The 23629-nt window shown below is 62.4% G+C and carries 20 protein-coding genes; 17 read left to right on the top strand and 3 right to left on the bottom strand.

What is annotated here, in order from left to right:
* Positions 1-12: 12 nt before the first annotated feature.
* The 12 genes from JWZ97_RS12575 to cmoB all read left to right on the top strand — a co-directional run bounded on the left by JWZ97_RS12575 (position 13) and on the right by cmoB (position 10909).
* Positions 13-453 (top strand): Rsd/AlgQ family anti-sigma factor, encoded by a 441-nt coding sequence (locus JWZ97_RS12575; protein WP_205429716.1) that lies wholly within the window; start codon positions 13-15, stop codon positions 451-453.
* Positions 454-499: 46 nt separating this feature from the next.
* On the top strand, positions 500-1027 hold the full coding sequence (locus JWZ97_RS12570; RefSeq protein ID WP_240342336.1) for an NUDIX hydrolase: 528 nt from the start codon (positions 500-502) through the stop codon (positions 1025-1027).
* A 136-nt stretch (positions 1028-1163) separates the two neighbouring features.
* Complete coding sequence (gene ccmD / locus JWZ97_RS12565; protein WP_205429713.1) at positions 1164-1337, top strand: heme exporter protein CcmD; 174 nt, start codon at positions 1164-1166, stop codon at positions 1335-1337.
* Complete coding sequence (ccmE, locus tag JWZ97_RS12560) at positions 1334-1786, top strand: cytochrome c maturation protein CcmE (protein WP_205429711.1); 453 nt, start codon at positions 1334-1336, stop codon at positions 1784-1786. Before ccmD ends, ccmE begins: the two co-directional genes overlap by 4 nt.
* The gene (locus JWZ97_RS12555) at positions 1783-3756 is read left to right on the top strand and encodes a heme lyase CcmF/NrfE family subunit (RefSeq protein ID WP_205429709.1); all 1974 of its coding nucleotides are present in this window, start codon (positions 1783-1785) and stop codon (positions 3754-3756) included. The genes ccmE and JWZ97_RS12555 overlap by 4 nt, the downstream gene beginning before the upstream one ends.
* A gap of 162 nt (positions 3757-3918) precedes the next feature.
* Positions 3919-4371, top strand: coding sequence for a flagellar assembly protein FliW (gene fliW, locus JWZ97_RS12550; protein ID WP_205429707.1), 453 nt, complete (start codon positions 3919-3921; stop codon positions 4369-4371).
* A 6-nt stretch (positions 4372-4377) separates the two neighbouring features.
* A complete protein-coding gene (locus JWZ97_RS12545; RefSeq protein ID WP_205429705.1) occupies positions 4378-4914 on the top strand; it encodes a DsbE family thiol:disulfide interchange protein in 537 nt (178 codons plus the stop codon).
* Entirely contained in the window at positions 4911-5369 is a 459-nt protein-coding gene (locus JWZ97_RS12540; protein WP_205429703.1) for a cytochrome c-type biogenesis protein, read from the top strand. Before JWZ97_RS12545 ends, JWZ97_RS12540 begins: the two co-directional genes overlap by 4 nt.
* Before the next feature lie 2 nt (positions 5370-5371).
* A complete protein-coding gene (gene ccmI, locus JWZ97_RS12535) occupies positions 5372-6589 on the top strand; it encodes a c-type cytochrome biogenesis protein CcmI (RefSeq protein WP_205429701.1) in 1218 nt (405 codons plus the stop codon).
* A gap of 101 nt (positions 6590-6690) precedes the next feature.
* Complete coding sequence (locus JWZ97_RS12530) at positions 6691-8553, top strand: diguanylate cyclase (RefSeq protein WP_205429699.1); 1863 nt, start codon at positions 6691-6693, stop codon at positions 8551-8553.
* Between the two features lie 53 nt (positions 8554-8606).
* Entirely contained in the window at positions 8607-9707 is a 1101-nt protein-coding gene (gene rlmM / locus JWZ97_RS12525) for a 23S rRNA (cytidine(2498)-2'-O)-methyltransferase RlmM (RefSeq protein ID WP_205429698.1), read from the top strand.
* Positions 9708-9931: 224 nt separating this feature from the next.
* Positions 9932-10909, top strand: coding sequence for a tRNA 5-methoxyuridine(34)/uridine 5-oxyacetic acid(34) synthase CmoB (gene cmoB / locus JWZ97_RS12520; RefSeq protein ID WP_205429696.1), 978 nt, complete (start codon positions 9932-9934; stop codon positions 10907-10909).
* A gap of 193 nt (positions 10910-11102) precedes the next feature.
* On the opposite strand, the gene JWZ97_RS12515 is transcribed toward cmoB, so the two are convergent.
* Entirely contained in the window at positions 11103-11510 is a 408-nt protein-coding gene (locus JWZ97_RS12515; RefSeq protein WP_205429694.1) for a bacteriohemerythrin, read from the bottom strand.
* Between the two features lie 238 nt (positions 11511-11748).
* On the opposite strand from JWZ97_RS12515, the gene JWZ97_RS12510 reads away from it, so the two are divergent.
* Both JWZ97_RS12510 and JWZ97_RS12505 read left to right on the top strand, forming a co-directional pair.
* Positions 11749-15009, top strand: coding sequence for a VanZ family protein (locus JWZ97_RS12510; protein ID WP_205429692.1), 3261 nt, complete (start codon positions 11749-11751; stop codon positions 15007-15009).
* Between the two features lie 188 nt (positions 15010-15197).
* On the top strand, positions 15198-15644 hold the full coding sequence (locus JWZ97_RS12505) for a hypothetical protein (protein WP_205429690.1): 447 nt from the start codon (positions 15198-15200) through the stop codon (positions 15642-15644).
* Here JWZ97_RS12505 and JWZ97_RS12500 read toward each other — a convergent pair.
* Both JWZ97_RS12500 and JWZ97_RS12495 read right to left on the bottom strand, forming a co-directional pair.
* On the bottom strand, positions 15616-18087 hold the full coding sequence (locus tag JWZ97_RS12500; protein ID WP_205429688.1) for a DUF3772 domain-containing protein: 2472 nt from the start codon (positions 18085-18087) through the stop codon (positions 15616-15618). The genes JWZ97_RS12505 and JWZ97_RS12500 overlap by 29 nt on opposite strands.
* 120 nt (positions 18088-18207) lie before the next feature.
* A complete protein-coding gene (locus JWZ97_RS12495; protein WP_205429686.1) occupies positions 18208-18543 on the bottom strand; it encodes a PilZ domain-containing protein in 336 nt (111 codons plus the stop codon).
* A 215-nt stretch (positions 18544-18758) separates the two neighbouring features.
* Here JWZ97_RS12495 and JWZ97_RS12490 point away from each other — a divergent pair, with 215 nt between their 5' ends.
* The 3 genes from JWZ97_RS12490 to JWZ97_RS12480 are packed head-to-tail and all read left to right on the top strand — an operon-like array spanning position 18759 to position 23604.
* Positions 18759-20021 (top strand): 6-phosphofructokinase, encoded by a 1263-nt coding sequence (locus tag JWZ97_RS12490; protein ID WP_205429684.1) that lies wholly within the window; start codon positions 18759-18761, stop codon positions 20019-20021.
* Between the two features lie 50 nt (positions 20022-20071).
* Positions 20072-22207, top strand: coding sequence for a sodium-translocating pyrophosphatase (locus JWZ97_RS12485; protein WP_205429682.1), 2136 nt, complete (start codon positions 20072-20074; stop codon positions 22205-22207).
* Between the two features lie 44 nt (positions 22208-22251).
* Positions 22252-23604, top strand: a complete 1353-nt coding sequence (locus tag JWZ97_RS12480) for an HDOD domain-containing protein (protein WP_205429680.1) — start codon at positions 22252-22254, stop codon at positions 23602-23604.
* The last annotated feature ends 25 nt before the right edge of the window (positions 23605-23629 follow it).

Genomic DNA, 23629 nt, shown 5'->3' with positions numbered 1-23629 from the left:
CGGGAGTAGGAAATGATCACTCAGAGTGTTAGCGAGCGCCGCCAGCAAACCAACAAACTGATACAAGAATTGCTGGAGGAGCGGCAGGCCGTCTGGGCCGAATACGGTGCCATCGCCGCGATGCGTCCGTTCGGTCCTGACCAGCCGCTGGAAATAGAGTTGCGCAAGTTTTGCCAGGTGATGATCGATTACGTTTGCCTGGGGCATTTCGGCATCTACCAGCGTATCGCCGAGGGCAACGAGCGCAGGCGCAAGGTTGTCGAGGTGGCGGAGCGCATCTACCCGCGTGTCACCGAGGTCACCGACGCCGCCGTGGCTTTCAACGACAAATACGAGGCCTTGGACGGCGTATCCCTGCGCCGCAGCCTGGCCGACGATTTGTCGCGTCTGGGCGAAGAGCTGGCTGCCCGCTTCGAACTGGAAGACAGCCTCATCCAGGCGATGCTGGACTGATGGCGTGAAATACTGCAGCGATTGCGGCGCCCCGGTGCGACGGGGAATGCCGCAAGGCGACGATCGCTTGCGGCATATCTGCGATGAATGCGGCCGCATACACTACCTGAATCCCAAGGTCATCGCCGGCTGCATACCGGTTTGGGAGGGCAGGATATTGCTCTGCCGGCGCGCCATCGAGCCGCGCAAGGGTTATTGGACCTTGCCGGCCGGCTTCATGGAGCAGGGCGAGACGCTGGCCGAGGCCGCGCGGCGCGAGGCTTGGGAAGAGGCCAATGTGCGGGTGGATACCGGCGATTTGTACACCTTGTTCAGCCTGCCGCATTTGTCTCAGGTTTATGTATTTTTTCAGGCGCGCATGGTGGACGGCCGCTTTTCGCCGGGGGATGAAAGCCTGGAAACGCGCTTGTTCGCCGAGGACGAGATCCCCTGGCGCGAAATCTCGTTCGAAACCGTCTACCGCTCCCTGCATTATTTCTTCGCCGATCGCAAACAAGGCGAATTCGTCTTGCGCACCGAGGATATCGGGCCGAACGATCCGCGCATGCTGGACGACGCGCCCGGCGCGTCTTAAAGTGGCGGCAGGCCCGGTGATCGCGCACATCTCGGTATAATCGCGCAACTTCTTGCGACGAGTGCTGTCGAATCGGGCTGCACTCGTCCCCACCCTCTGTCGCAGTCAACGTCTTTTCCGGAGAGTTCTCCCATCCATGTCGCTCGAACAGTTTTTCCACATGGGCGGTTACGCCTTTTATGTCTGGACTTCCTATGGACTCGCGCTCACGGTCTTGATCCTGAACCTGGTGCTGCCTTTGGTTCGGCAAGGCGCGGTGCGCAGGCAACTGGCCCGCAAGCCGAAGCAGTCGGCGAGGAATCCGCGATGACGCCGCGCAGACGCCGCATGGTGCTGGTCGGGTTAATGGTGGCAGGCGTCGCGGTGGCCGCTTTCCTGGGCCTGACCGCCTTCCAGAAGAATCTGCTGTATTTCTACACGCCGAGCCAGGTTGCCGCCGGGGATGCGCCTTCGGGTTATTCCTTCCGGGTCGGAGGGCTGGTGGTGCAGGGCAGCGTCAAACGCGGTTCGGGGGTGGACGTGGAATTCAGCGTCACCGACGGGGCCGCCAGCGTGCCGGTGGTTTACAGCGGCATCCTGCCCGACCTCTTCCGCGAAGGCCAGGGCATCATTTCCATCGGCCAGATGAACGCGCAGGGCGTGTTCGTGGCGACCGAAGTGCTGGCCAAGCACGATGAGAACTACATGCCGCCGGAAGTCGGCGAAGCCCTCAAGAAAAGCGGCCAGTTGCCGGCCAATTACAAGGATTACCGCAAGTGATAGCCGAACTCGGGCACATCGCCCTCATTATGGCGCTGGTGACCGCACTGCTGCAGGCCGTTTTCCCGCTGATGGGCGCCCAGCAAGGCGTGCCGATCTGGATGGCACTGGCCAAGCCGGCCGGACGCGCCCAGTTTTTCTTTCTGCTGGTCGCCATCGTCTGTCTGGCCGTAGGCTTCGTCGAAAACGATTTTTCCATCGTTTACGTGGCGCGCAATTCCAACAGCAGTCTGCCGCTTTATTATCGCATCGCCGCGGTGTGGGGCGCCCACGAAGGATCCATGCTGCTTTGGGCTTTCATCCTGGGGCTGTGGACCTTCGCAGTGACGCTGTTCAGCCGCAGCTTGAGCGATGAAATGCTGGCCCGGGTACTGGGCGTGATGGGGCTGATCAGCATAGGCATCGAACTGTTCATCCTGTTCACCTCCAATCCCTTCGAACGTATCGTGCCGGCGCCGCTGGACGGCAACGACATGAATCCGCTGCTGCAGGATTTCGGCATGACCATACACCCGCCCATGCTATACATGGGCTATGTGGGGCTGAGCGTGGCGTTCTCCTTCGCCATCGCCGCGCTGCTCGGCGGCTCGCTGGATTCCGCCTGGGCGCGCTGGTCGCGCCCCTGGACGCTGGTCGCCTGGATATTCCTCACCTTCGGCATCACGCTGGGCTCCTGGTGGGCTTATTACGAGCTGGGTTGGGGCGGCTGGTGGTTCTGGGACCCGGTGGAAAACGCGTCATTCATGCCCTGGCTGGTGGCAACGGCCTTGCTGCATTCGCTCGCCGCGACCGAAAAGCGCGGCGCCTTCAAGGCCTGGACCGTGCTGCTCGCGCTGTTCGCCTTCTCGCTCAGCCTGCTCGGCACCTTCCTGGTCCGTTCGGGCGTGTTGACCTCGGTGCACGCCTTCGCCTCCGATCCCGCCCGCGGCCTATTCATCCTGATTTTCCTGGCTGTGGTAGTCGGCGGCTCCCTGTTGCTGTATGCGCTGCGCGCGCCCTCGGTGAGGGATAACGCCCGTTATCAGCCGGTTTCCAAGGAAAACCTGCTGCTGCTGAACAACATACTCCTGGTGACGGCCTCGGCCAGCATCCTGCTGGGCACGCTTTATCCGCTGGTGCTGGATGCACTCAAACTGGGCAAGATCTCGGTCGGTTCGCCCTATTTCGCCAGCGTATTCGCGCCCTTGATGGCCCCCATATTCCTGCTGGCCGGCATTGCGCCCATGGTGTCCTGGCGGAGTGGCGATTTGAAGGCCTTGTTCAAACGGGTGCGCTACTTCTTCGACGCCAGCCTGATGCTGGGCTGGGGGCTGGTCTGGCTGTGGCTGGACGAAGACGACTATGCCACCATGGCGGGATTGTCGATGGCCTTCTGGCTGGTGTCGACACAGCTGCTGTCGCTGTACACACGGCTGAAGACGAGGGAGAGCCTGTTCGCCGGCCTGCGCGCTCAATCGCCCAGCATCTACGGCATGACGGCGGCGCATATCGGGCTTGCGGTCTTTCTGGTCGGCGTGGTGATGTCCAATCACTACAGCGAGGAAAAAACCGTGCGGCTGGCGCCCGGCGAAACCTTTTCCCTGGGCGGCTACGATTTCCGCTTCGACGGTGTAGCGGAGGTCCAGGGGCCCAATTACAAGGCCCGCGAAGGCAGTTTCCGGGTATCCAAGGGCGGTGACGAAGTGGCCCGGTTGCAGCCGCAGAAACGGATTTACACGGTGCAACGCAACACCATGACCGAAGCCGCCATCGATCCCGGCTTGACGCGCGATCTATACGTGGCCCTGGGCGAGCCGCTGGATCAGGGGGCGTGGAGCGTCCGGATCTATGTCAAACCCTATATCCGCTGGATCTGGTTCGGCGGCCTGCTGATGATGACCGGCGGCCTGTTGTCGGTATCGGACAGACGCTACCGGGCATTGGCGAAACGGGCCGAAATCCCTGCGGCCGCGGTCGCGGCCGCAAGTTAACGGAGACGGGCTGTTTGCCGGAAGCCCGCCAGGCTTGGTATTAACCCCGATGGGTTACAACGTGCGGCCCTAGCGGAATGCGGCTGGTTAGTCCCGTCGTGCTTTTGAGCCAGAGATAGTTTGTCGTTTAAATCGAATCACCAGGCCAATAAGGAGGCCCTCATGCTGATCAAAAGCGCTCTGTTCGGCGAGTTGAATGTCGATCCGAGCACCACCATCGAGTTTCCGGTTGGTCTTCCCGGTTTTGAGGATACGCACCGCTACAAGCTCTTTCATCAGGAAGGCGACAAACCCCTGGTCTATTGGCTGCAAGCTCTGGATAACCCCGATGTTGCCTTTTCGGTCGCCGATCCCACGGAATTCGGCATCCATTACGATTTCACGCTGAGCGACAGCGAAACGGAATTGCTGGGCGAAGGCGCGGCCGCCGACATACTGGTGCTCATACTGCTATACAAGGACGAGGGTGGGAGCGGCCCCATCAGGGGTTCCATCAAATCCCCCCTGGTCATCAACACCAAGAGCCGCCAAGGCCTGCAAAAACAGTTGGTCGACATCGAGCCCAGCGTGATCGTGCGGGAAAAGGTCGGCACGATCGAATTCAAGGCCCATTGATTTGCCATGCGCTTCCTGATCCCGTTGTTCGTATTTCTGGGGCTGGTGATCCTCCTGGGCGTCGGCCTCACCCTCGATCCCAGCGAAGTCCCTTCGCCCTTCATCGGCAAGCCGGCGCCCGATTTTTCCCTGCCTCAGGTCGGCGATCCCGCCAAGTCGCTGGGCAACGCCGATTTCAAGGGGCAGGTGAGCCTGCTCAACGTCTGGGCATCCTGGTGTGTTTCCTGCCGGCAGGAGCATCCCGTCTTGAACGCACTGTCCAAGAGAGGCATCGTGCCCATTTACGGCCTCAATTATAAAGACGAGCGCGACGCCGCCTTGGGCTGGCTGACGAAATTAGGCAACCCCTACACAGCCAGCGCCTTCGATGCCGACGGCAAGGTCGGCATCGATTGGGGGGTCTACGGCGTGCCGGAGACTTTCGTCATCGATAAACAAGGCGTCATTCGTTACAAACAAACGGGCCCCGTGACCGAGGAGGTCTTGGAGAACACCCTGTTGCCCTTGATACGGCAACTGCAACAGGAAGGCCCGGTGTCATGAAGGCCTTGATCCTGCTTTTCGGCTTGCTGTTGAGTCTGGGTGCGCAGGCGACCGAGATTCGCCAGTTCGACGATCCTCAAAAGCAGCAGCGTTATGAAAGCCTGATCAAGGAGTTGCGCTGTCTGGTCTGCCAGAATCAATCCCTGGCCGATTCCGATGCCGATCTGGCCAAGGATCTGCGCGACGAGGTCTATTCCATCATCCAGAGCGGCAAGGACGAGCAGGAAGCCGTCAAGTTCCTGGTCGATCGCTACGGGGATTTCGTCCTCTACCGCCCGCCGTTCAAATTCATCACCGTCCTGCTGTGGGGCGGCCCGCTCCTGCTTTTCGGTACCGGCGCCTACATGCTCTGGCGTCAGGCCCGCCGCCGTGCGGATAGCAGCGAGGGCGAACCCGTGTTGAGCGCCGAAGAGCGTCTCCGCCTGCAACAACTCAAGGACAAGCTCGAAGGTTAATCATGCTCGGATTCTGGATACTGGCGGCTTTGCTGCTGTTGGTGGGTTATGCCTTTTTTCTGCCGGCCCTGCTCGGAAATCGCCGGCAAAAATCGGTGGACCGGCAACGACTGAATTTGCTGCTGCATCAGCAGCGGCGCGAGGAGTTGGCGGGGGATGGCAAGGACGCGCCTGCGGACGATTTGTTGGCCGAGTTGGATCGGGACTTGCTGGCCGATCTCGCGGCGACGGAGGCGCGTGCCGGTTTGAATGGCAAGGCCGGTCGCTGGTCCGTGCTGGTGGCGCTGTTGCTGGCACCGCTGTTGGCGGTGCTGGTTTATGGACAGCTCGGTCGTCCGGAGTTGGCGGATTTTCAAGCGGCTGCGCCGCGAGGAACAACTGCCCAGGCGCCTGGAGCAGCCGATTTTCAGGCCACGGTGGACGCCCTGGCCAAACGCTTGCAGGAAAATCCCAACGACCTGGACGGCTGGATGCTGCTGGCCCGCTCGCTGCTGGCCACCGATCAGATCGATAAGGCGATCTCGGCTTATGAGTTCGCGCTCAGGATCGCGCCCGACAATCTGGACGTCCAGGCCTTGTATGCCCAGGCCCTGGCCGAGCGCAAGGACGGCGATTTCACCGGCAAGCCGGGCGAAATCCTCGCCGCCATATTGAAGAAGGAGCCGGGCCATCCCAGTGCCCTTTGGTTCACCGGCCTGGCCGCGGCCAAGCGAGGGGATGCCAAGGAAGCGGTCGAACGCTGGGAGGCGCTCAGATCGCAGTTCCCGCCCGACAGCGAGGACGCCAAACAGCTCGCGCAATATATTGCCCGCGTCAAGGGCGAAGCGCCGCCGGCTGCAGCGGAAGCCCCGGTTCAGCGTCAGGCCGAGGCGAAAAAATCGATCCGGGTGAAGGTCGAATTGAGCGATGCGATCAGGTCCAAGGCTGCGCCGGAAGACAGCGTATTCGTCTTCGCCCGCGCGGCCTCGGGTCCCCCCATGCCGCTGGCCGTCGTGCGCAAGCAAGTTCGGGATCTGCCGCTGGAAGTGACCTTGGACGATACCATGTCTATGATGCAAGGCACGAACCTATCTTCTGTCGACAAACTGGTGGTAGGCGCGCGGGTTTCCAAGAGCGGCCAGGCGACCCCGCAACCCGGCGACCTGCAAGGACTGAGCGAGCCGATCTCGGTACAGGACGGCCAGGTTCTGGGTATCCGCATCGAGCGAGAGGTGCGCTGAATCCTGGTCATTCCGATGGACAGGAGGTCCGAGTCGCCTGTACGCGAACGAGGGTTCAAGGCCGTGCCGTCGCCCCGGATCGGCTACCGGAGAAGGAGCTTATGACTACGGGATTCAATTTTTATGAGCTTAAGATCAGCGATCGCCTGCCGACGCCATCGGGAACGGCACTGGCCATCATGCAACTGGCGCAGCGCGAGGATGCTTCGGCACAGGAGTTGACACACGTGGTACAGGCCGATCCGGCCTTGACCGGACGCCTGTTGCGTCTGGTCAACTCCCCGCTCGTTGGGGTACGGCGGTCGGTCGTCTACGTGGGCGAGGCCGTCGCTTTGCTGGGCATGACGACCGTGAAGCAAGTGGCGCTGAGCCTGTCCCTGGTCGGAAAATATAGGCAAGGCCATTGCGACGCTTTCGATTATGCGGCGTATTGGACCAATTCGCTGGCCAGTGCCGTGGCCCTGCAAGCCCTCGCCGGCCGCGAGCGTGTCGTGCCGCCGGAAGAGGCCTTCACACTCGGGCTGTTGGCGGACATCGGTCGCCTGGCGTTGGCCACGTGCTGGCCGGCGGAGTTTGCGGCGTGCCTGCGACGGGCAAGCGGATGGGCCTTGTGCGAACTGGAACGGGCCCGTTTCGCTATCGACCACGACGAATTGAGCCTGATGCTGCTGGACGACTGGGGATTTCCCTCTGTGTTTCTGGAGGCGTTGAAGCGGAGCCTGGAGGCCGAAACCGCCGAGGAATCCCGCACCGCCCGATTGGCACGTCAATTGGCCTTTGCGCGCCCTATCGCCGCCTATGTCGGGGCCGACCAGAATTCGAGGCAGGTGCTGCTGCCCGAATTGCAGGCATTGATGACGCGTCATGCCTTGGGGGCGGAAGCTCTGGAGGCCTTGCTCGCCCAGGTGGAAAGCGAATGGCGCGAATGGGGCGAGTTGATCGGCATAGAGACCGGCCGGAAACCCAGCGCCGACGTGGCGAGGGAGGCTCCGCCGGTTGCCAAGCTTGATGCGGGCGGTCTCGACGTGCTGCTGGTGGACGACGATCCCGTGATGTTGGAGTGGCTGGCCGGCCAGATCGAAGCGGAGGGACACCGCGTCGCGGTTTGTCGCGACGGCGAGTCGGCGCTCAAATATGCGCTCACGCACTCCCCGCAGATGGTGATCACCGATTGGCGCATGACCCCCATGGATGGTCTGCAACTTTGCCGGGCACTGCGCGCGTCGGCGTTCGGCAAGAGTCTGTATGTCATCATGTTCACCGTGACCGAGGACGAAGACGCGCTGGTCAAGGCCTTCGCAGCGGGGATCGACGATTACATCATCAAGCCCACCAGCGTCAAGATCTTGAGCGCCCGCATCCGGGCCGGTCAGCGCATCATCAATCTGCAGCAGGACTTGATCAGCGAGCGCAAGCGGATCGAGCGGTATTCGGCGGAGCTGGCGGTCGTCAACCGGCGGCTGGAAACCATGGCCCATACCGACCTGCTCACCGGCTTGCCGAACCGGCGTTACGGCCTCGGGCGCCTGGAACAGGAGTGGATGGGCGCACAGCGCTTCCATCGTCCCTTGAGCGTCATGATGCTCGACCTGGATCACTTCAAGTCCGTCAACGACGCGTTCGGCCACGACGTGGGCGACAAGGTGCTCGCCCACGCCGCCAAGCTCATGCGCGCCACCTTGCGCGTGAACGACATCGTGTGCCGTTTCGGCGGGGAAGAGTTTCTGGTCATCGCGCCCGATACGGAAGGCTCCGCCGCGCTGCAACTGGCGGAGCGCGTCCGGCGCGGGATCGAGGGTCATCAGCCCGAGGAACTGGCGTTGGCGCATCCATTGACGGTGAGCATAGGGGTTTCCGTTTCGATGGGCGATCAACCTGGCTGGCGGGATCTCATCAAGCTGGCGGATCAGGCCCTCTACCAGGTCAAACAAACCGGACGCAACGGCGTGAAGCTGGCTCCGTGACGTATAGAGCCCCCGGTCTCGGGGGCTCGCCCGAATTTAACTCCGTATCGAATATGAAGCCCACGAATTTGCTCGCCGGTGTCGTGCTGTATTGCCGCGCCGGTTTCGAAAAAGAAGCCGCCGCGGAAATCCAGCAGCATGCGCTCGACCTGGGTGTGCAAGGTTACGTCAAGGCTCAACCGGCCAGCGCCTATCTGCTGTTTACGCCGTACGACCCGGCGACCTTGGACCTGCTGCGGGCGAAGCTGCGGTTTGCGGATCTTTGTTTCGCGCGCCAGTTGATCTATGTGGCTCCGCTGATCCAAAACCTGCCTGCAGACGACCGTATTACGCCCCTGCTGGCGGCCGCTGCGACGCTGGCGCCGCGCTATTCCGCGGTATGGCTGGAGACCGCCGACACCAATGAGGCCAAAGCCTTGTCGGTATTCGTGCGCAAGTTCGAAACGCCATTCCGGCGTGCCGTCGAGCGGGCCGGGGCGGTCGACGAAAAATCGTCGCAGCTCCCGCGCCTGCATCTGTTCTTCATCGATTCGGCCACTGTCTACCTGGGGCTTTCGTGGCTGGGCAATGCCTCGCCCTGGGTCATGGGCATCCCCCGCTTGCGTTTTCCGCGCAACGCGCCGAGCCGGTCCACGCTCAAACTGGAGGAAGCCTTCCACACGTTCCTGGAAGAACCCGAGCGAGCCCTGCAGCCCGGCATGAAGGCGGTCGATCTGGGAGCGGCTCCGGGCGGCTGGACCTGGCAATTGGTGCGGCGCAGCCTGCGCGTGACGGCGGTGGACAACGGCCCGATGGCGCCGGAGCTGCTCGACTCCGGCATCGTCGAACACTTGCGCGCGGACGGGTTTCGCTACCGGCCTCCGTCGCCGGTCGACTGGCTGGTCTGCGACATGGTGGAGCAGCCCGCGCGCATCGCCGCGCTGGTGGCGCGCTGGCTGGCCGAAGGATACGCCCGCCAGGCGATATTCAACCTCAAGCTGCCGATGAAAAAACGCTACGAAGAAGTCGAGCGCTGCCGGGACATCATCGCGCGCAGCCTGGAGCAGGCGGGAGTGGGGTATGCCTTGGCATTCAAGCAGCTTTATCACGATCGCGAGGAGGTGACGGGGTTTCTCCGTCTCGCCGGCCGGACGGGGGAACGGCGTGGGGCCTGACCCGTATCAGTGCTTTTTGCACCGAAAGAACGCCATTCCGTCGAGCGTCCGGGGTTTCCTGGAGCGGGGGAGCCCGCGTTTATGGTGTTTCGTCGCTGGCACAGCTCCTGCTAGATAGTAATCGAAGAGATGTCTCCTCCTCTTCTTACCTCCTTCCTTCAGCGTTTCGCCCGCCGCCCCGGCGGGCTTTTTTTTGCCGGGACGCGTGCCGATATAATGGCCGCATGCTGAATTACACCGATTTGCTGGATGCCACCGATGTCCCTGCCCTGGAGCCCTGGCTGCGGGAGTTGCCCGATCTGCTCGCAAGCCGGCTTGATCCCTCCGGGCACGGCGACCTCGGACGTTGGCTCGACGTGCTGGCGCGATTGCCGGACATTGCCCCCGGCAAGGTCGACCTGGCGAGTGATACGGTCAGCATCAGCGCCGACGGAGAGATAGGCCCGCAGGTGCTGGCCTCGATAGATGCCTTGCTGCGCGAACTGCATCCCTGGCGCAAGGGACCATATTCGGTACACGGCATCCATATCGATACCGAATGGCGTTCCGATCTGAAGTGGAGGCGCCTCGCCGACCGGATCAGGCCGTTGAACGGGAAAACCGTGCTGGATGTCGGCTGCGGCAGCGGTTATCACGGCTGGCGCATGGCCGGCGCCGGGGCCCGGCGGGTGATCGGCATCGATCCGACCCTGCTCAGCGTCGTGCAATTCCACGCGATCAAGCACTTCGCCGGAGCTTGGCCCGTGCATGTGCTGCCCCTGGGTATCGAGGACATGCCGGCCGATCTCAAGGCTTTCGACACGGTGTTTTCGATGGGGGTGTTGTACCATCGCCGCTCGCCCATCGATCATTTGTATGAATTGCGCGGCTTATTGAAGACTGGGGGCGAATTGGTGCTGGAAACCCTGGTCATCGAAGGCGGCCCCGGTACTGTGCTGGTTCCGGAAGACCGCTATGCCTGCATGCGTAACGTATGGTTCATTCCTTCCTGCCCGACCTTGGAGGCCTGGCTCAAACGCTGCGGTTTTCGCAACGTACGTTTGGTTGATGTGAGCCGCACGACGCCGGAGGAGCAGCGCAGCACCGATTGGATGCGCTTTCAGTCGCTGGCCGACTTTCTCGATGCCGGCGACCCGGACTTGACCCGAGAAGGCTTGCCCGCGCCGCGCAGGGCCGTGTTTCTGGCGGAAAGCCCTTGCTGAGCCCGGGGTGCGGCTTGGCCAAGGCTGCTGCTCTATGCCTTGCGGCGATCGGGGAATGAGCGGAGGCGTACGCCGATAGAGGTAGGGACGATCAGGCTCGGACGCGGAGTTCAGCGCCTCCCGCAGCCCGACCGTCCCGATAGCGAGGGAATGAGCTAAGTCAAAGGCGGATTATTATTCCGGCCGAAGCCGTTCAGGCGACGCCTTTGCTGTTCAGGAAAGGACCGTAGTGCTTGTCCACGTTGGGGATGTGATGGTATAGCCAATCCTTGACGAACACCGCCGTGTCCGCCGTGACCTCGGCTTGGCCGGCGTGGAATTTTTTCTGCAAGTCGGCGCAGGTCGCCACCAACTCGTCGTGTTTGGCCTTGTGGGCGGCGAAATCGGGATAGCCGTTGGCCTGCATCAGATCTTCTTCCATCTTGAAATGCTTGACCACGAAGTCGATGAGGGCGTCGAGCTGTTTGCCCACGGCTTGCCGGTTGCCGCTGGTGACGTGGTCGACCAGTTGGTTGACCAGTGCGAATATGGTTTGATGCTCTTCGTCGGATTTTGCGATGTTGGTGCCGAACTGCTCTTTGGTCCAGGTTAGTAGCGTCATGTTTGCCCCTCTCGGTGAGGATGGTTGACACGAAATCGGGCGGGCCACAGCCTGCCCCGTTTCGACATGGCCTCTGGGCCACGCCGGGGCCAGACTCTAAACCCGGCGAGTTCGGGAAGTATTGATTTGCATCAAGTCGACACGCTTTTGGCATTTTCCGGCGATACAGGGCTTGACCGCGCCGGGTGCCGGGGGTTCTTCTAGGGGCACAGGCAGTCATCCGCGCGAGGCGCTCTTCATGACCGTATTACTATCCGCACGTCTGCGCGTCTGGCCGATTTTTCTCGTCTATCTGGCCTTCGTCGTTTATGGCAGCCTGGTGCCGTTCGAATATCGGCCGCTGAGCCTGGAGTTGGCACTGCAGCGCTTCGCCGGCATCGCCTATCTGCATCTCGGGATCGGGTCGCGCGCCGACTGGGTCGCCAATATCGTGCTCTACGTTCCGCTTTCCTTCCTCGGCTGCGCCGCCCTCATCGGATTGCGTGCGCCGGGCGTTTTGCGTCTGTTGGCGGCCTTGCCGGTGCTGGCGTTTTGCCTGGCGGTCGCGGTCGCGGTCGAGTTCACGCAGATATTTTTCGCGCCGCGTACCGTTTCCCTCAACGATTTGCTGGCCGAGACACTGGGTTCGTTGGCGGGGATCGCCCTGTTCTTTCAGGGACGTTGGCGCCTGGCGGATCTGCTGGACGCGTATGTAGCTGGTGGGCGGCCGTCGGTGGTGGCGGTGTTTACCCTCTATGGGCTGGGCTATCTGCTGCTTTCGCTGTTTCCTTACGATTTGCTGGTCGATCCCGACGAACTGGCCTGGAAGCTGGATTCGGACAACCTCGGCTGGCTGTTGGCGGGCGATTGCGGCGGGTGGCTGCGCTGCGGCGCCCGCCAGCTCGGCGAAGTCCTGGCGGTTGTACCGCTGGGCATATTGATGGCTCTGGCCGCGCGCAGCCTGAGTCTGCGTCGGGTGTTTCTGATCGGCGTTTCCCTCGGATTCGTCCTGGAAAGCATGCAGATCATGCTGGCTTCCGGCGTCAGCCAGGGCTGGTCCCTGGTTTTGCGCGGTGCGGGGCTGGCTGCCGGATATGCGGCCGGGCAGTATCTGCGTCGGTCGGGTGCGGCGCCGGTCGCCCGGCTGCTGAGACGCATCTTGCCCTGGATCTTGCCGCCCTATCTGTTGGCCGTAGCCGTCCTCAACGGGGCTTATCCCGGGCCCTGGCTGTCCACCCAGGAAGCCTTGGCACGCTTGGACAGCCAGCGCTGGTTGCCTTTTTATTATCACTACTACACCACCGAAACCGCGGCCATGGTGAGCCTGCTGGCCCAGGCGGGCATGTATGCGCCGGTGGGCGTGGCCGTGTGGGCGGCGCGCCTGGGCCGGCGGAGCGGCATGCCGATCGCGGCGGGGGTGGCGGGCTTGCTGGCACTGCCGATGGAGTTCGGCAAGCTGTGGCTGGCGGCCGGTCATCCCGATTTCACCAATGTGGTGATAGCGTCGGTGTCGGCGGCGATCACCCTGGCTTTGTGCCTGTGGCTGGAGCGCGTGCTGCGGGAGGAGGGTGCTGGTGTTCCGGCCTATGAATTCGCGACTGTCGGCGTAACCCAGGTCCGACGTCTGGATCCGGATGCGGTCGCGGTGCGGTCGTTGCCGGATCTCGCCTTTTCGGTTCATCCCATGGCCTGGCTGGTGACGCTCACCGCCGCGTTGCTCATGCTGATCGGCTTCTGGGGCTATCCCGTCGGCAGACCCTGGTTGGTTCTGGGGCTGCTCGCCTACGGCACGTTGTTGTGGCGGAACCCGGTTTGGCTGTTTGTCGTGTTGCCGGTCCTGTTGGCGATACTGGACCTGAGCCCCGTCACCGGCCGCTTGTGGCTGGACGAATTCGATCTGGCGGTCTTGCTGACGCTCGCCCTGGTTTATCCCCGTTACTATCGGGGATCGCCTGCCCCCTGGCCGAACCGCTGGCTGAGGCTGGCTTATTACGCCTTGTGGGCGAGTTGGGCCTGGTCCACCGCGAGGGGACTTTGGCCTTTGCTGGAAGCGGATTGGCCCGTTCCACCCAGTTCCCATTCTCCGCTCGAGGCTTGGCGGGTCGGCAAGGGTTTGTTGTGGGTCCTGCTGCTGGTTCCCGTCGCCAGGCGCGTGCCACCTGCGCTTGCCCCGCTGGCGGTCCGCTGGTTCCGGCGAGGATGGCTGATTGCCCTGGTATCGGCGTCCGCGGTAATTCTATGGGAAAGGCAAGCTTACGTGGGGCTGGCGGATTTCGATAACGTGTTTCGGGTGACCGGCCCGTTTTCGGGGATGAACACCGGTGGGGCCTATATCGAAGCCTTCATCGCATTCACCTTCCCCCTGCTGATCGCTTGGGTGTTGCAGGCGCGGAACTGGCTCTATGGTGGGCTCGGGGTTTTGGCCGTCGTGCTTTCCAGTTACGCCATGATGGTCACTTTCGCACGCGTGGGTTATGCGGCCTTGCTGGTGGGATTAGTCCCCTTGGCGCTGAGTTTGTGGCGGGGGCGCACGGTTTCCTCGTCCGGCTCAAAGTGGTGGCTATTCGCCGGCATGGTGGCGGCATCGATCGCAGTCGCGGTACCGGTGGTTTCGGGTAGCTTCGCGCAGAAGCGCCTGACGCTCGCGGCGGACGATATGGCCATCCGTTTCGGACACTGGCACCGAGCGCTCGGCCTGATGGACAGGAATGCGCTCAGCGGGGCGGCCGGCATGGGCTTCGGTCAATATCCCCTGCTATATCTCTTGCGCGCGCAGAGTGAAAAGTTGCCGGGTACCTACGCGGTGCTGAGCGAGGGCGGCAATCCTTATCTGAGCCTGGGTGCGGGCGAATCGGTGTTCCTCGATCAAATCGTCGATATCGAACCGGGAAAACCTTACACCTTGTCGGTAAGGATGCGTCAGGCACAAGCCGAATCGGCCCTGAGCGTGGCGCTTTGCCACAAAGCGTTGCTGTATTCGTTCGACTGCACCTGGCAGCGACTGCAGTCGGAGACGCCGGCCGGGCAGTGGCAAACGCTGTCCGTGCCGCTGGACACCGAGAAGCTGCAAAGTTCCGGCGGGCTTTATCGCCCACTCAAGCTTTCGTTGCAGAATCCGGGCGGAGGGGGGGCCATCGAAGTCGACGACGTGAGCCTTAAGGCGGATGATGCGGTGGAACGGGTGGCTAACGGGGGATTCGAGCAAGGGGATGCGCGCTGGCTGTTCGTCGCCGATCAGGATTTGGCTTGGCACATACACCAGCAAGCCGTCGAGGTTTTTTTCGCCCAGGGAGTGTTGGGTTTGCTGGCACTCGGATTGGTGTATGTCGGATTGCTTCGGGCCTTGTGGCCTGCCGCCGGGGATCTGGTTTCCGCCGGATATGCCGGTGCCGTGTCGGCCTTTTTCGTGGTGGGATTGTTGGGCAGTACTTTGGATAATCCGAGGCTGTCGATGTTGTTTTATTCAGGCTTTTTGATTGCCGTGACACTGACGCTTAGTCGGTGTTCCGAACGGGGGTAGTCGTGGATGCCGCGTGTATCTCGGTGCTATCCTAGAACCGGATTTTATGCTTATGGTGGGGATGGACGTCGTGGAGGAAGCAATCGCTTGCCTGACGCAGACGTCTCGAATCGTCGACTGGCTTCGGAAAATACGGGCCTGCCCGTCCGCCCTATCCTGATTCATTTGAACCGAGGGGAGATGAAACAATGAAGAAAAAATTAGCGGTGATGGGCCTGGTACTGCTCGCCGGGATATCCGGAGAAGCGATGGCGATCTGTGGTACGGCCGGGGATGTGCGCATCGGCACGGCTCCCGCCATTCGCACTGCGTTAAGCGGCAAGAGCATCCACGCTGTGGCGCCGGCCCCGAGCAACGAGGATTGGAAGGAAGACCATTGTTCGGTGGGTGCGGGCACCGGTCCGGCGAACCTTTACAAAGTCGGTGCCGGAACCCCAGTGGATCCGCGCGTGAAGCGGGGTACGTGGGAAATCACCGGCATCGGTAATAGCCGGTCGGTAAAGTATATTTATACCGGTGATGGTACCTACACCTGGGAGTTATGGCAGACAGGCGCTAACGTCTATTTCTGCAACGGCACTACGCAGATCGCGCACATCGTCTCGTCTACGCCGGCGGGCGCTCCTTGTCCGTAACGGCTGCTGGCTCGCATCGAGTCTCCATGCTGGGCGCGCGGTTTGATACTTTAGTCAGCGCTCCGATCAGTTTTTCCAGCTGATCTTCCCGCAGCAGGACGTGCACGTCGCGCTGCGGGACGGTCATCTGTATGCCCTCGCGGCGAAACACCGCATCGATTTCGAATCCCAAATCGCTGGTCACGCTCTTCACTCGGTCGACATCGGGGATGAAAGCGACTATTTCCAGGTGGATGGTGTTTTCGCTGAAGCTTCGGAACTGAACTTGCGGCGCGGGGTTTTTCAACACGTCGGGGTGAGCTCCGACGATATCCAGCAACAAATCCCTGACCATCGAGGCTTCGCTGCCGTAGGCGACTCCCACCGGTAGCACGACGCGGCCGACTTTGTCGGCATAAGTCCGGTTCATCACCGGCGAGGCGATCAGGTTGGAGTTGGGGATGAACACCGAAGCCCGGTCGAAGGTGGTGATCTCGGTGGCCCGCACGCTGATTTTGCGCACGTGGCCCTGGTGTTCGCCGACCACGACCCAGTCGCCACATTTGATGGGGCGTTCGACCAGCAGGATCAGGCCGGAGACGAAGTTGTTGACGATGTTTTGCAGGCCAAAGCCGATGCCGACCGAAAGCGCACCGGCGATGATGGCCAGGTTGTTCAGGTCGATGCCCACGATGGAAACGGCAACGGCGCCCGCCAGCAGGAACCCGAGATAGCCCACCGCCGCGCGGATGGAGTTGCGCACGCCCAAATCCAGCCGGGTGCGCGGGAACAGGCGGTGTTCCAGCATGCGTTGGAACAGACGGGTCGCCGTCAGCAATACGGCGAACAGCAGGATCGCCAGCAGGATGTCGGCCAAGGACAGCGTAACGTTGCCGATCTTGAAGCCGATGAAGGCGTCGTAGGCCCAACCGGCGATATCGTCTCGACCGGCGCCCCACAAGACCAGCAGCGCGGCGAATGCCGTCAGCAGTATCACGAGGCCGACCGCCTCGTTCAGCCAGAATCCCAACATCTCGCAGCCTTCGTCCGTGAGACTGAGGGCCAGCCGCAGGTGCTGTCCCCAGGCCGAGTGCCGGCTGAACAGATGGCCTATCGATTCCGCGCAGATGCGACGCGCCAGCGTGGCGCCGAGTAGGATGGCGGGGGTCAGCACCAACTGGGTCGCGAGTACCCGGGACAGGGCCACATAGCCGAGCAGAGCGGAAACGGGAATGCTCAAGACCAGGAGACGCAGCAGCCAGCGCAGTCTGTGCCAGACGCGTTGGGCCAGTTCCGCTCCGAAGCGCTCGGCCGGCGCGTGCCAGATACTTTCGCTCAACAAGGCCAGCAACAGGCCGGCGACGACCAGCCCGGAGAGCAGCTTATGGACGATGACTTGTTCGAGCGACGCGCCATACTGCTCGCCGAGCGTGTCGATCACCCAGTCCAGGGCGAACACCAGGGCCAGAGCCGTGACCATGCGGCTGACCGAGCGCGCGGCCTGGTCGCCGAAGCCGACGATGCGCCAGTCCGGGTCGAACGGGGCCAATGCCGCCCGGCTGAACGCCGCCACAAAATAGAAGGACATCAGCGCCAGGAGGGCGGCCCGCAGCGCCAGAACGCCGGCATCGTCGAGCAGATCCGATGCGCGCAGGACAAAATAGGCCGACAGCGTGGCGCCAGCCGGCATGAGGCTGCGGACCAGGCCGGCCACGAGCGCGGTGCGCAAGCGTTGGCGGTGGCTGGGTTCCGTCGCCACGGACACATAGCCGTAGCGGTGCGTCAGCCAGCGGCGTAACAGCCCGCTCAGCGTCAGGGCGGCTACCAAGGCAAGTGCGAGGTTGGCCGCCAGGCGCCAGCCCTGCTGGGCCAATGCGGGGCTCTGGAACCACGCCGCCATTCCGGTCCAGCAGGCCTGGATCGCCCCTAAATCGTCGGAACCGGCTTTTTTCCATATGGCTGCGGAAACCGGCGAGGGACCGCGCGCGAGCACACGCTCGGTGAAACGCTGCCGGCGCAGGGTTGCGGACTGGCCGAGTATCCGGTCGGCACGGGCGATGACCAGTTCGGTCTCCTTGATCGTGCCTTCCGCCGCGGCCAGTTTTTCGACGATGGCTTTGCGTTTGGAAACCACCGACGGGGAATCCGGCGGCTGGCCCTCGGCGGGCGGCGGGCCCAGGGCTTGGAGCTCGTCCCGTATCAGTTGCACATCGGGTGCCGCGCCGTCGGCCGCGGCGATGGCGTCGAGGCGAAGTTTGGCCACTTCGGCGCGGAGTTCTTCCAGCCGTTCGTCCGCGACTTCCGGTTTGAGCAGGCTCTGATCGGCTTCTTCGAGTACGCTGTTCCAGGCTTTGACCAGTGTGCTCAGCGGGCGCGGGCTGTCCGGCGCCTGCGCAGCGGCGGAAAAATTGAAAACGCACAGGCAGATTAAGAGCGGAATAAGGAAGCGAGCGGGGTAGGGCATGGATGCGTAGGTATGGATACGGTAGCGGTAGCCGGGCGGTGAACGCGGGGCGCGGCCGGTCCTCGGAGAGGCGCCGGGACGCAGGCGCGCATCGTCGAGGATGCGCGCCCGGGAGAGGTTCTAACGATAATCGTCGATCAAGCGGCTCAAGAGCACGCTGTTTTCCGGTGAAATGTCGATGATGTGCATGCCCACCCAATAATGTCCGGAATCGCCGCTGGGCTCCTGCCACAGGCTTTCCGCGCCGAACACCACGGAGCGAGCGGGCGCCATTTCAGTCGGAAGTTCCAGTTGCAATTGAAATACGCGGTTGACCGGCAAGGTTTCCCGCGTGATGAGCATCAAGCCATCCAAGCTCACATCGACCAGATGGCCCAGTATCCGCTCGCGATCCAGGTCGGTCGCCGCCAGCGCTTGAGTGACTTTGTAACGGGTATGTTTTCTGCGTTCTTGCATAGGGCTACTCGCATCCATGGGGTATGGGGTTGGATGGGCCGGAAAGGGGCTGGCCCTGTCGGGTGGCTACTGCAACAAGGGTATACGGCGCGCCCCGGCGCTTCAAGCCCGCGCCGTTGCAGATATTCCCCGGTTCTCGCAGACGGCGGGCGGCCTTGAACGGCGTGGGCATTGTTGTTCTAATGCGGAATCTGAGCCTAATTCCGAGCCTGCTTATGAGTATAAGGAACGCTTTTTACGCCCAGTCCGGCGGTGTCACGGCAGTCATCAATGCGTCGGCCGCCGGATTGATCGAAACCGCCCGCCGCCATCCGGATCGCATCGGCAAGGTCTATGCAGGACGCAACGGCATCATCGGTGCGCTCACCGAAGATCTCATCGACACCGGCCTCGAGTCCGACGAGGCCATCGCCGCGCTGCGCTACACCCCGTCTGGCGCATTCGGTTCCTGCCGCTACAAACTCAAGGGTCTGGAAGAAAACAAGGCCCAGTACGAACGCCTGATCGAAGTGTTCAAGGCCCACGATATCGGCTACTTCTTCTATAACGGCGGCGGTGATTCGCAGGATACCGCGCACAAGGTCACCCAGCTGGGCGAAAAGCTCGGCTATCCTCTGACCTGCATCGGCATCCCCAAGACGGTGGACAACGATTTGCCGATCACCGACAACTGCCCCGGCTTCGGCTCGGTGGCCAAATACATCGCGGTGTCCACCCGCGAGGCCAGCTTCGATGTGGCCTCCATGTGCGCCACCTCCACCAAGATCTTCGTGATCGAAGTGATGGGCCGCCATGCCGGCTGGATCGCCGCGGCCGGCGGCCTGGCTGCCGACGAGAATCACGACATTCCCCTGGTCATCCTGTTTCCGGAGGTGGCTTTCGATGCGGGGCGCTTTTTGGCCAAGGTGGACGAAAAGGTACGGCGCTACGGCTATTGTTCGGTCGTGGTTTCCGAAGGCGTCAAGGCTGCGGACGGCAAATTCCTGTCCGACTCCGGCGTCCGCGACGCCTTCGGCCACGCCCAGCTGGGTGGCGTTGCGCCGGTGGTGGCGAATTTGATCAAGAGCAAACTGGGACACCGCTTCCATTGGGCGGTGGCCGATTATCTCCAGCGCGCCGCCCGGCATATCGCCTCCAGGACCGACGTGGAACAGGCCTACGCCCTCGGCAAGGCCGCGGTCGAACTGGCCTTGAGCGGTCGCAACGCGGTCATGCCGACGGTGGTGCGTACCTCCGATAGCCCTTATCGTTGGGAAATCGGCAGCGCGGATCTGGCCGACGTCGCCAACGTGGAAAAGAAGATGCCGCGCGAGTTCATCAGCGAGGACGGCTTCGGTATCACGCCCGTGTGCCGGGCCTATCTGCAGCCCTTGATCGAAGGCGAGGATTATCCACCTTACCGTGGCGGTCTTCCCGACTACGTTGTCCTGAAAAATTCGGCGGTCGAAAAGAGGCTTTCCACTACTTTTACGCCCTGAGTCCCGCCCCGGAAACTGCCCCATAACCAGACCAACAAAGGAGCATAGTGATGTCGAACTCTACGGTTGCTTGTGTCAAAGCCGGCTTGAGCCAGGTCCTGCAAGACAAGCGATGCAAGCGTATCGCCCTGTTCGGTCTGGTCGAGTTCTTTTTTATCGGCTTTGCCATCGACTTCGGAACGGCTTTTGCCTTCACCGCAGCCCTCGCCGCCCTGATCTACGGCATACTCTCGATCGCCTGGATCAATGCCCAGCCGCCGGGCAATGTCCGCATGGTGGAGATCGCAGCGGCCATCCAGCAAGGCGCGCAGGCTTATCTGAATCGGCAATACAAGACCATCGGTCTGGTCGGTGGATTGCTGTTTTTCGTCATCGGCTTCCTGCTCGGATGGCCGGTGGCTTTCGGTTTCGCCATCGGTGCCTTGCTCTCGGGGGCGGCCGGCTACATCGGCATGAACATTTCGGTGCGCGCCAATAGTCGCACGGCGCAGGCGGCGAGCGGCGGCTTGGCGGCGGCGTTCGAAGTGGCCTTCCGCGGCGGCGCCATCACCGGCTTGCTGGTGGTGGGCTTGGGACTTTTGGGCGTCGCCGGCTATTACACGCTGCTGTTGGCGGCGCATGTCGAGGACCCGCTGCATGCGCTGGTCGGCCTGGCCTTCGGCGGTTCGCTGATCTCCATCTTCGCCCGGCTCGGCGGCGGCATCTTCACCAAGGGCGCGGACGTCGGAGCCGATCTGGTGGGCAAGGTCGAAGCCGGCATACCCGAGGACGATCCGCGCAACCCGGCCGTGATTGCCGATAACGTGGGCGACAACGTGGGCGACTGCGCCGGCATGGCGGCCGATCTGTTCGAAACCTATGCGGTGACCCTGGTCGCCACCATGCTGCTGGGCGGCATACTCACCGAAGGCTCAGGACGCGCCATCGTTTATCCGCTGATCCTCGGCGGTATATCCATCCTCACCTCCATCGTCGGCTCCTACTACGTCAAGGTCGAGCCCGGCAAGAAGATCATGACCGCACTCTACAAGGGCGTCATCGTGTCCGGCGGCTTGGCGGCCCTGGCCTTTTATCCCATTACCCTGGTCCTGTTCGGCGGCGGGGTCAGTTTCGGCGGCGAGAGCATAGGCGCGCACAGCCTGTATTTCTCCGCCCTGATCGGCCTGATCCTGACCGCCCTGATGGTCGTGATCACCGAATATTACACAGCCACCGAATTCGGCCCGGTGCGCCAGATCGCCCAGGCGTCCACCACCGGTCACGGCACCAACATCATCGCCGGCCTGGCCGTGTCGATGAAATCCACGGCCCTGCCCGTGCTGGCGGTCTGTGCCAGCATCTGGGGCGCGCATGCCCTGGCCGGTCTGTACGGCATTGCCATCGCCGCCACCGCCATGCTGTCGATGACCGGCATGATCGTCGCCCTCGACGCTTACGGCCCCATCACCGACAACGCCGGCGGCATCGCCGAGATGGCCGATCTGCCCGATGCGATCCGCGATATCACCGATCCGCTCGACGCCGTCGGCAACACCACCAAGGCCGTCACCAAGGGCTATGCCATCGGTTCCGCCGGATTGGCCGCGCTGGTGCTGTTCGCCGACTACACCCACAACCTGGGCGGCGGCATCGCCTTCGATCTGTCCAACCACAAGATCATCATCGGCCTGTTCATCGGCGGACTGGTGCCTTATCTGTTCGGCGCCCTGGCCATGGAAGCCGTAGGCCGGGCGGCCGGCGGCATCGTCAACGAGGTGCGCCGTCAGTTCCGGGAGATACCCGGCATCATGAATTACACCGCCAAGCCGGATTATTCCAAGGCCGTGGACATGCTGACCAAGGCCGCTATCCACGAGATGATCCTGCCGTCCCTGCTGCCCATCGCGATTCCCTTGATCGTCGGCTTGGTGCTGGGCAAGGAGGCCTTGGGCGGCGTGTTGATCGGCTCCATCATCACCGGCCTGTTCGTGGCGATTTCCATGACCACCGGTGGCGGCGCCTGGGACAACGCCAAGAAATACATAGAAGATGGCCATTTCGGCGGCAAAGGCTCCGAGGCGCACAAGGCCGCGGTGACGGGCGATACCGTGGGCGATCCCTATAAGGATACCGCCGGCCCCGCCATCAACCCGATGATCAAGATCATCAATATCGTGGCCCTGCTCATCGTGCCCCTGTTGTCATGATGTGTGCCCGGTCATCACGGAATTGAGGCAGGCGGCTTAGTCCTATGAGTTTGTTTTCGCGTATTTTCGGCTCCAAAAAGAGCGAGGACCTGGAAGCGCCTTCGGGCGATGCGGCCGCGATCGAACCCGTCGCACAGGCGGTGCCTTCCACGCTGAAGCCCGTGCCGGTGACGCTGGAAATGCTCGGCCAGCTGTTCCCCATCCGGAATCTGGGAGAGGAGGAAGTGGCCGCTTTTGCCACGGATCGCTTTTCAGAAGTCTTCGGGCCGGGGAGCGTGCTGTTCCGTCGCGATGTCGCCTCGGAAAGCCTGTTTTATCTGTTGGAAGGTACGGTGCTGATGGAACTCGGCGACGGCAAGCGCTACGAGGTCCAAGCCCGCACGGCGAAGGCGAGGTTCCCGCTGTGCAGCGCCCGGCGCTACAGCGCCACCGCGACCGCCTTGACCGACGTGCAGGTGTTGCGGGTATCGCCAAAGCTCATGAGCCGACATGGCGGGATCTCGTCGTCTCAGCCGGCCGTCGTCGAGCTGCTGGACGAATCCATCCCGGATGAAGTCAGGTCCATTCGGTTGTTCCAGGCCTTTTACGAGCATTACCACGGCGACGAACTGCAGTTGCCGACCTTGCCCGACGTTGCGCTCAAGTTGCGCAAGGCGGTCGAGAGCCATATGGATATCGCAGAGCTGGTGCGCATCATACAGATCGATCCGGCTATCTCGGCGAAACTGGTGCGTGTGGCCAACAGTCCGCTCTATCTGCCGACGAGACCCATCACCACCTGTCAGGACGCCGTGGTGCGCCTGGGTGTGAGGGCGACCCGAAGCCTGGTCATCGGCTACACGCTGAAACAGATTTTTCGCTGCAAGGACCCCTTCATCAACCAGTTGCTGCGGGATGAATGGAAGCAGAGCATCTACCTGTCCGGCCTGTGTTACGTGCTCGCGGCGGAAAACGGACGTTTCGACCAGGAAGAGGCCTTGCTTGCCGGTCTGTTATGCGACATCGGCACCGTTCCCTTGCTTTACTTCGCCGAAAACTTCCCGCGCGACTACTGGACGCCGGAAGACATCACCACCATTCTGCCCTGGCTGAGAGGGCCCCTCGGGTCGTATGTGCTGGAGCGCTGGGACTTTCCCACGGAGCTGGTCGAGATTCCGCTATTGGCGGAGGAGTGGTTTCACGACAGCGGTCCCGAATTGACCCTGAGCGACATCGTCATCCTGTCCAAACTGCACGCCTGCATAGGAACGGCGCGGATGAATGCGGTGCCGGCCATCAATTCCATTCCCGCCTGCGGCAAGCTCAAGGACGGCGCCCTCTCCCCCGAACACTCCCTCAACGTCCTGCATCAGGCCCGCGACAAGATCAACCAGGTGTTGAAACTCTTCGACATCTGAGCCTTACGCACGCGACCGGCCGGTT

It is taken from the genome of Methylococcus sp. EFPC2, from assembly GCF_016925495.1.
In the GTDB taxonomy this organism is placed as follows: Bacteria; Pseudomonadota; Gammaproteobacteria; order Methylococcales; family Methylococcaceae; genus EFPC2.
The sequence above is the reverse complement of the archived record's forward strand: the minus strand, read 5'-3'. Positions and strand labels throughout refer to the sequence as shown.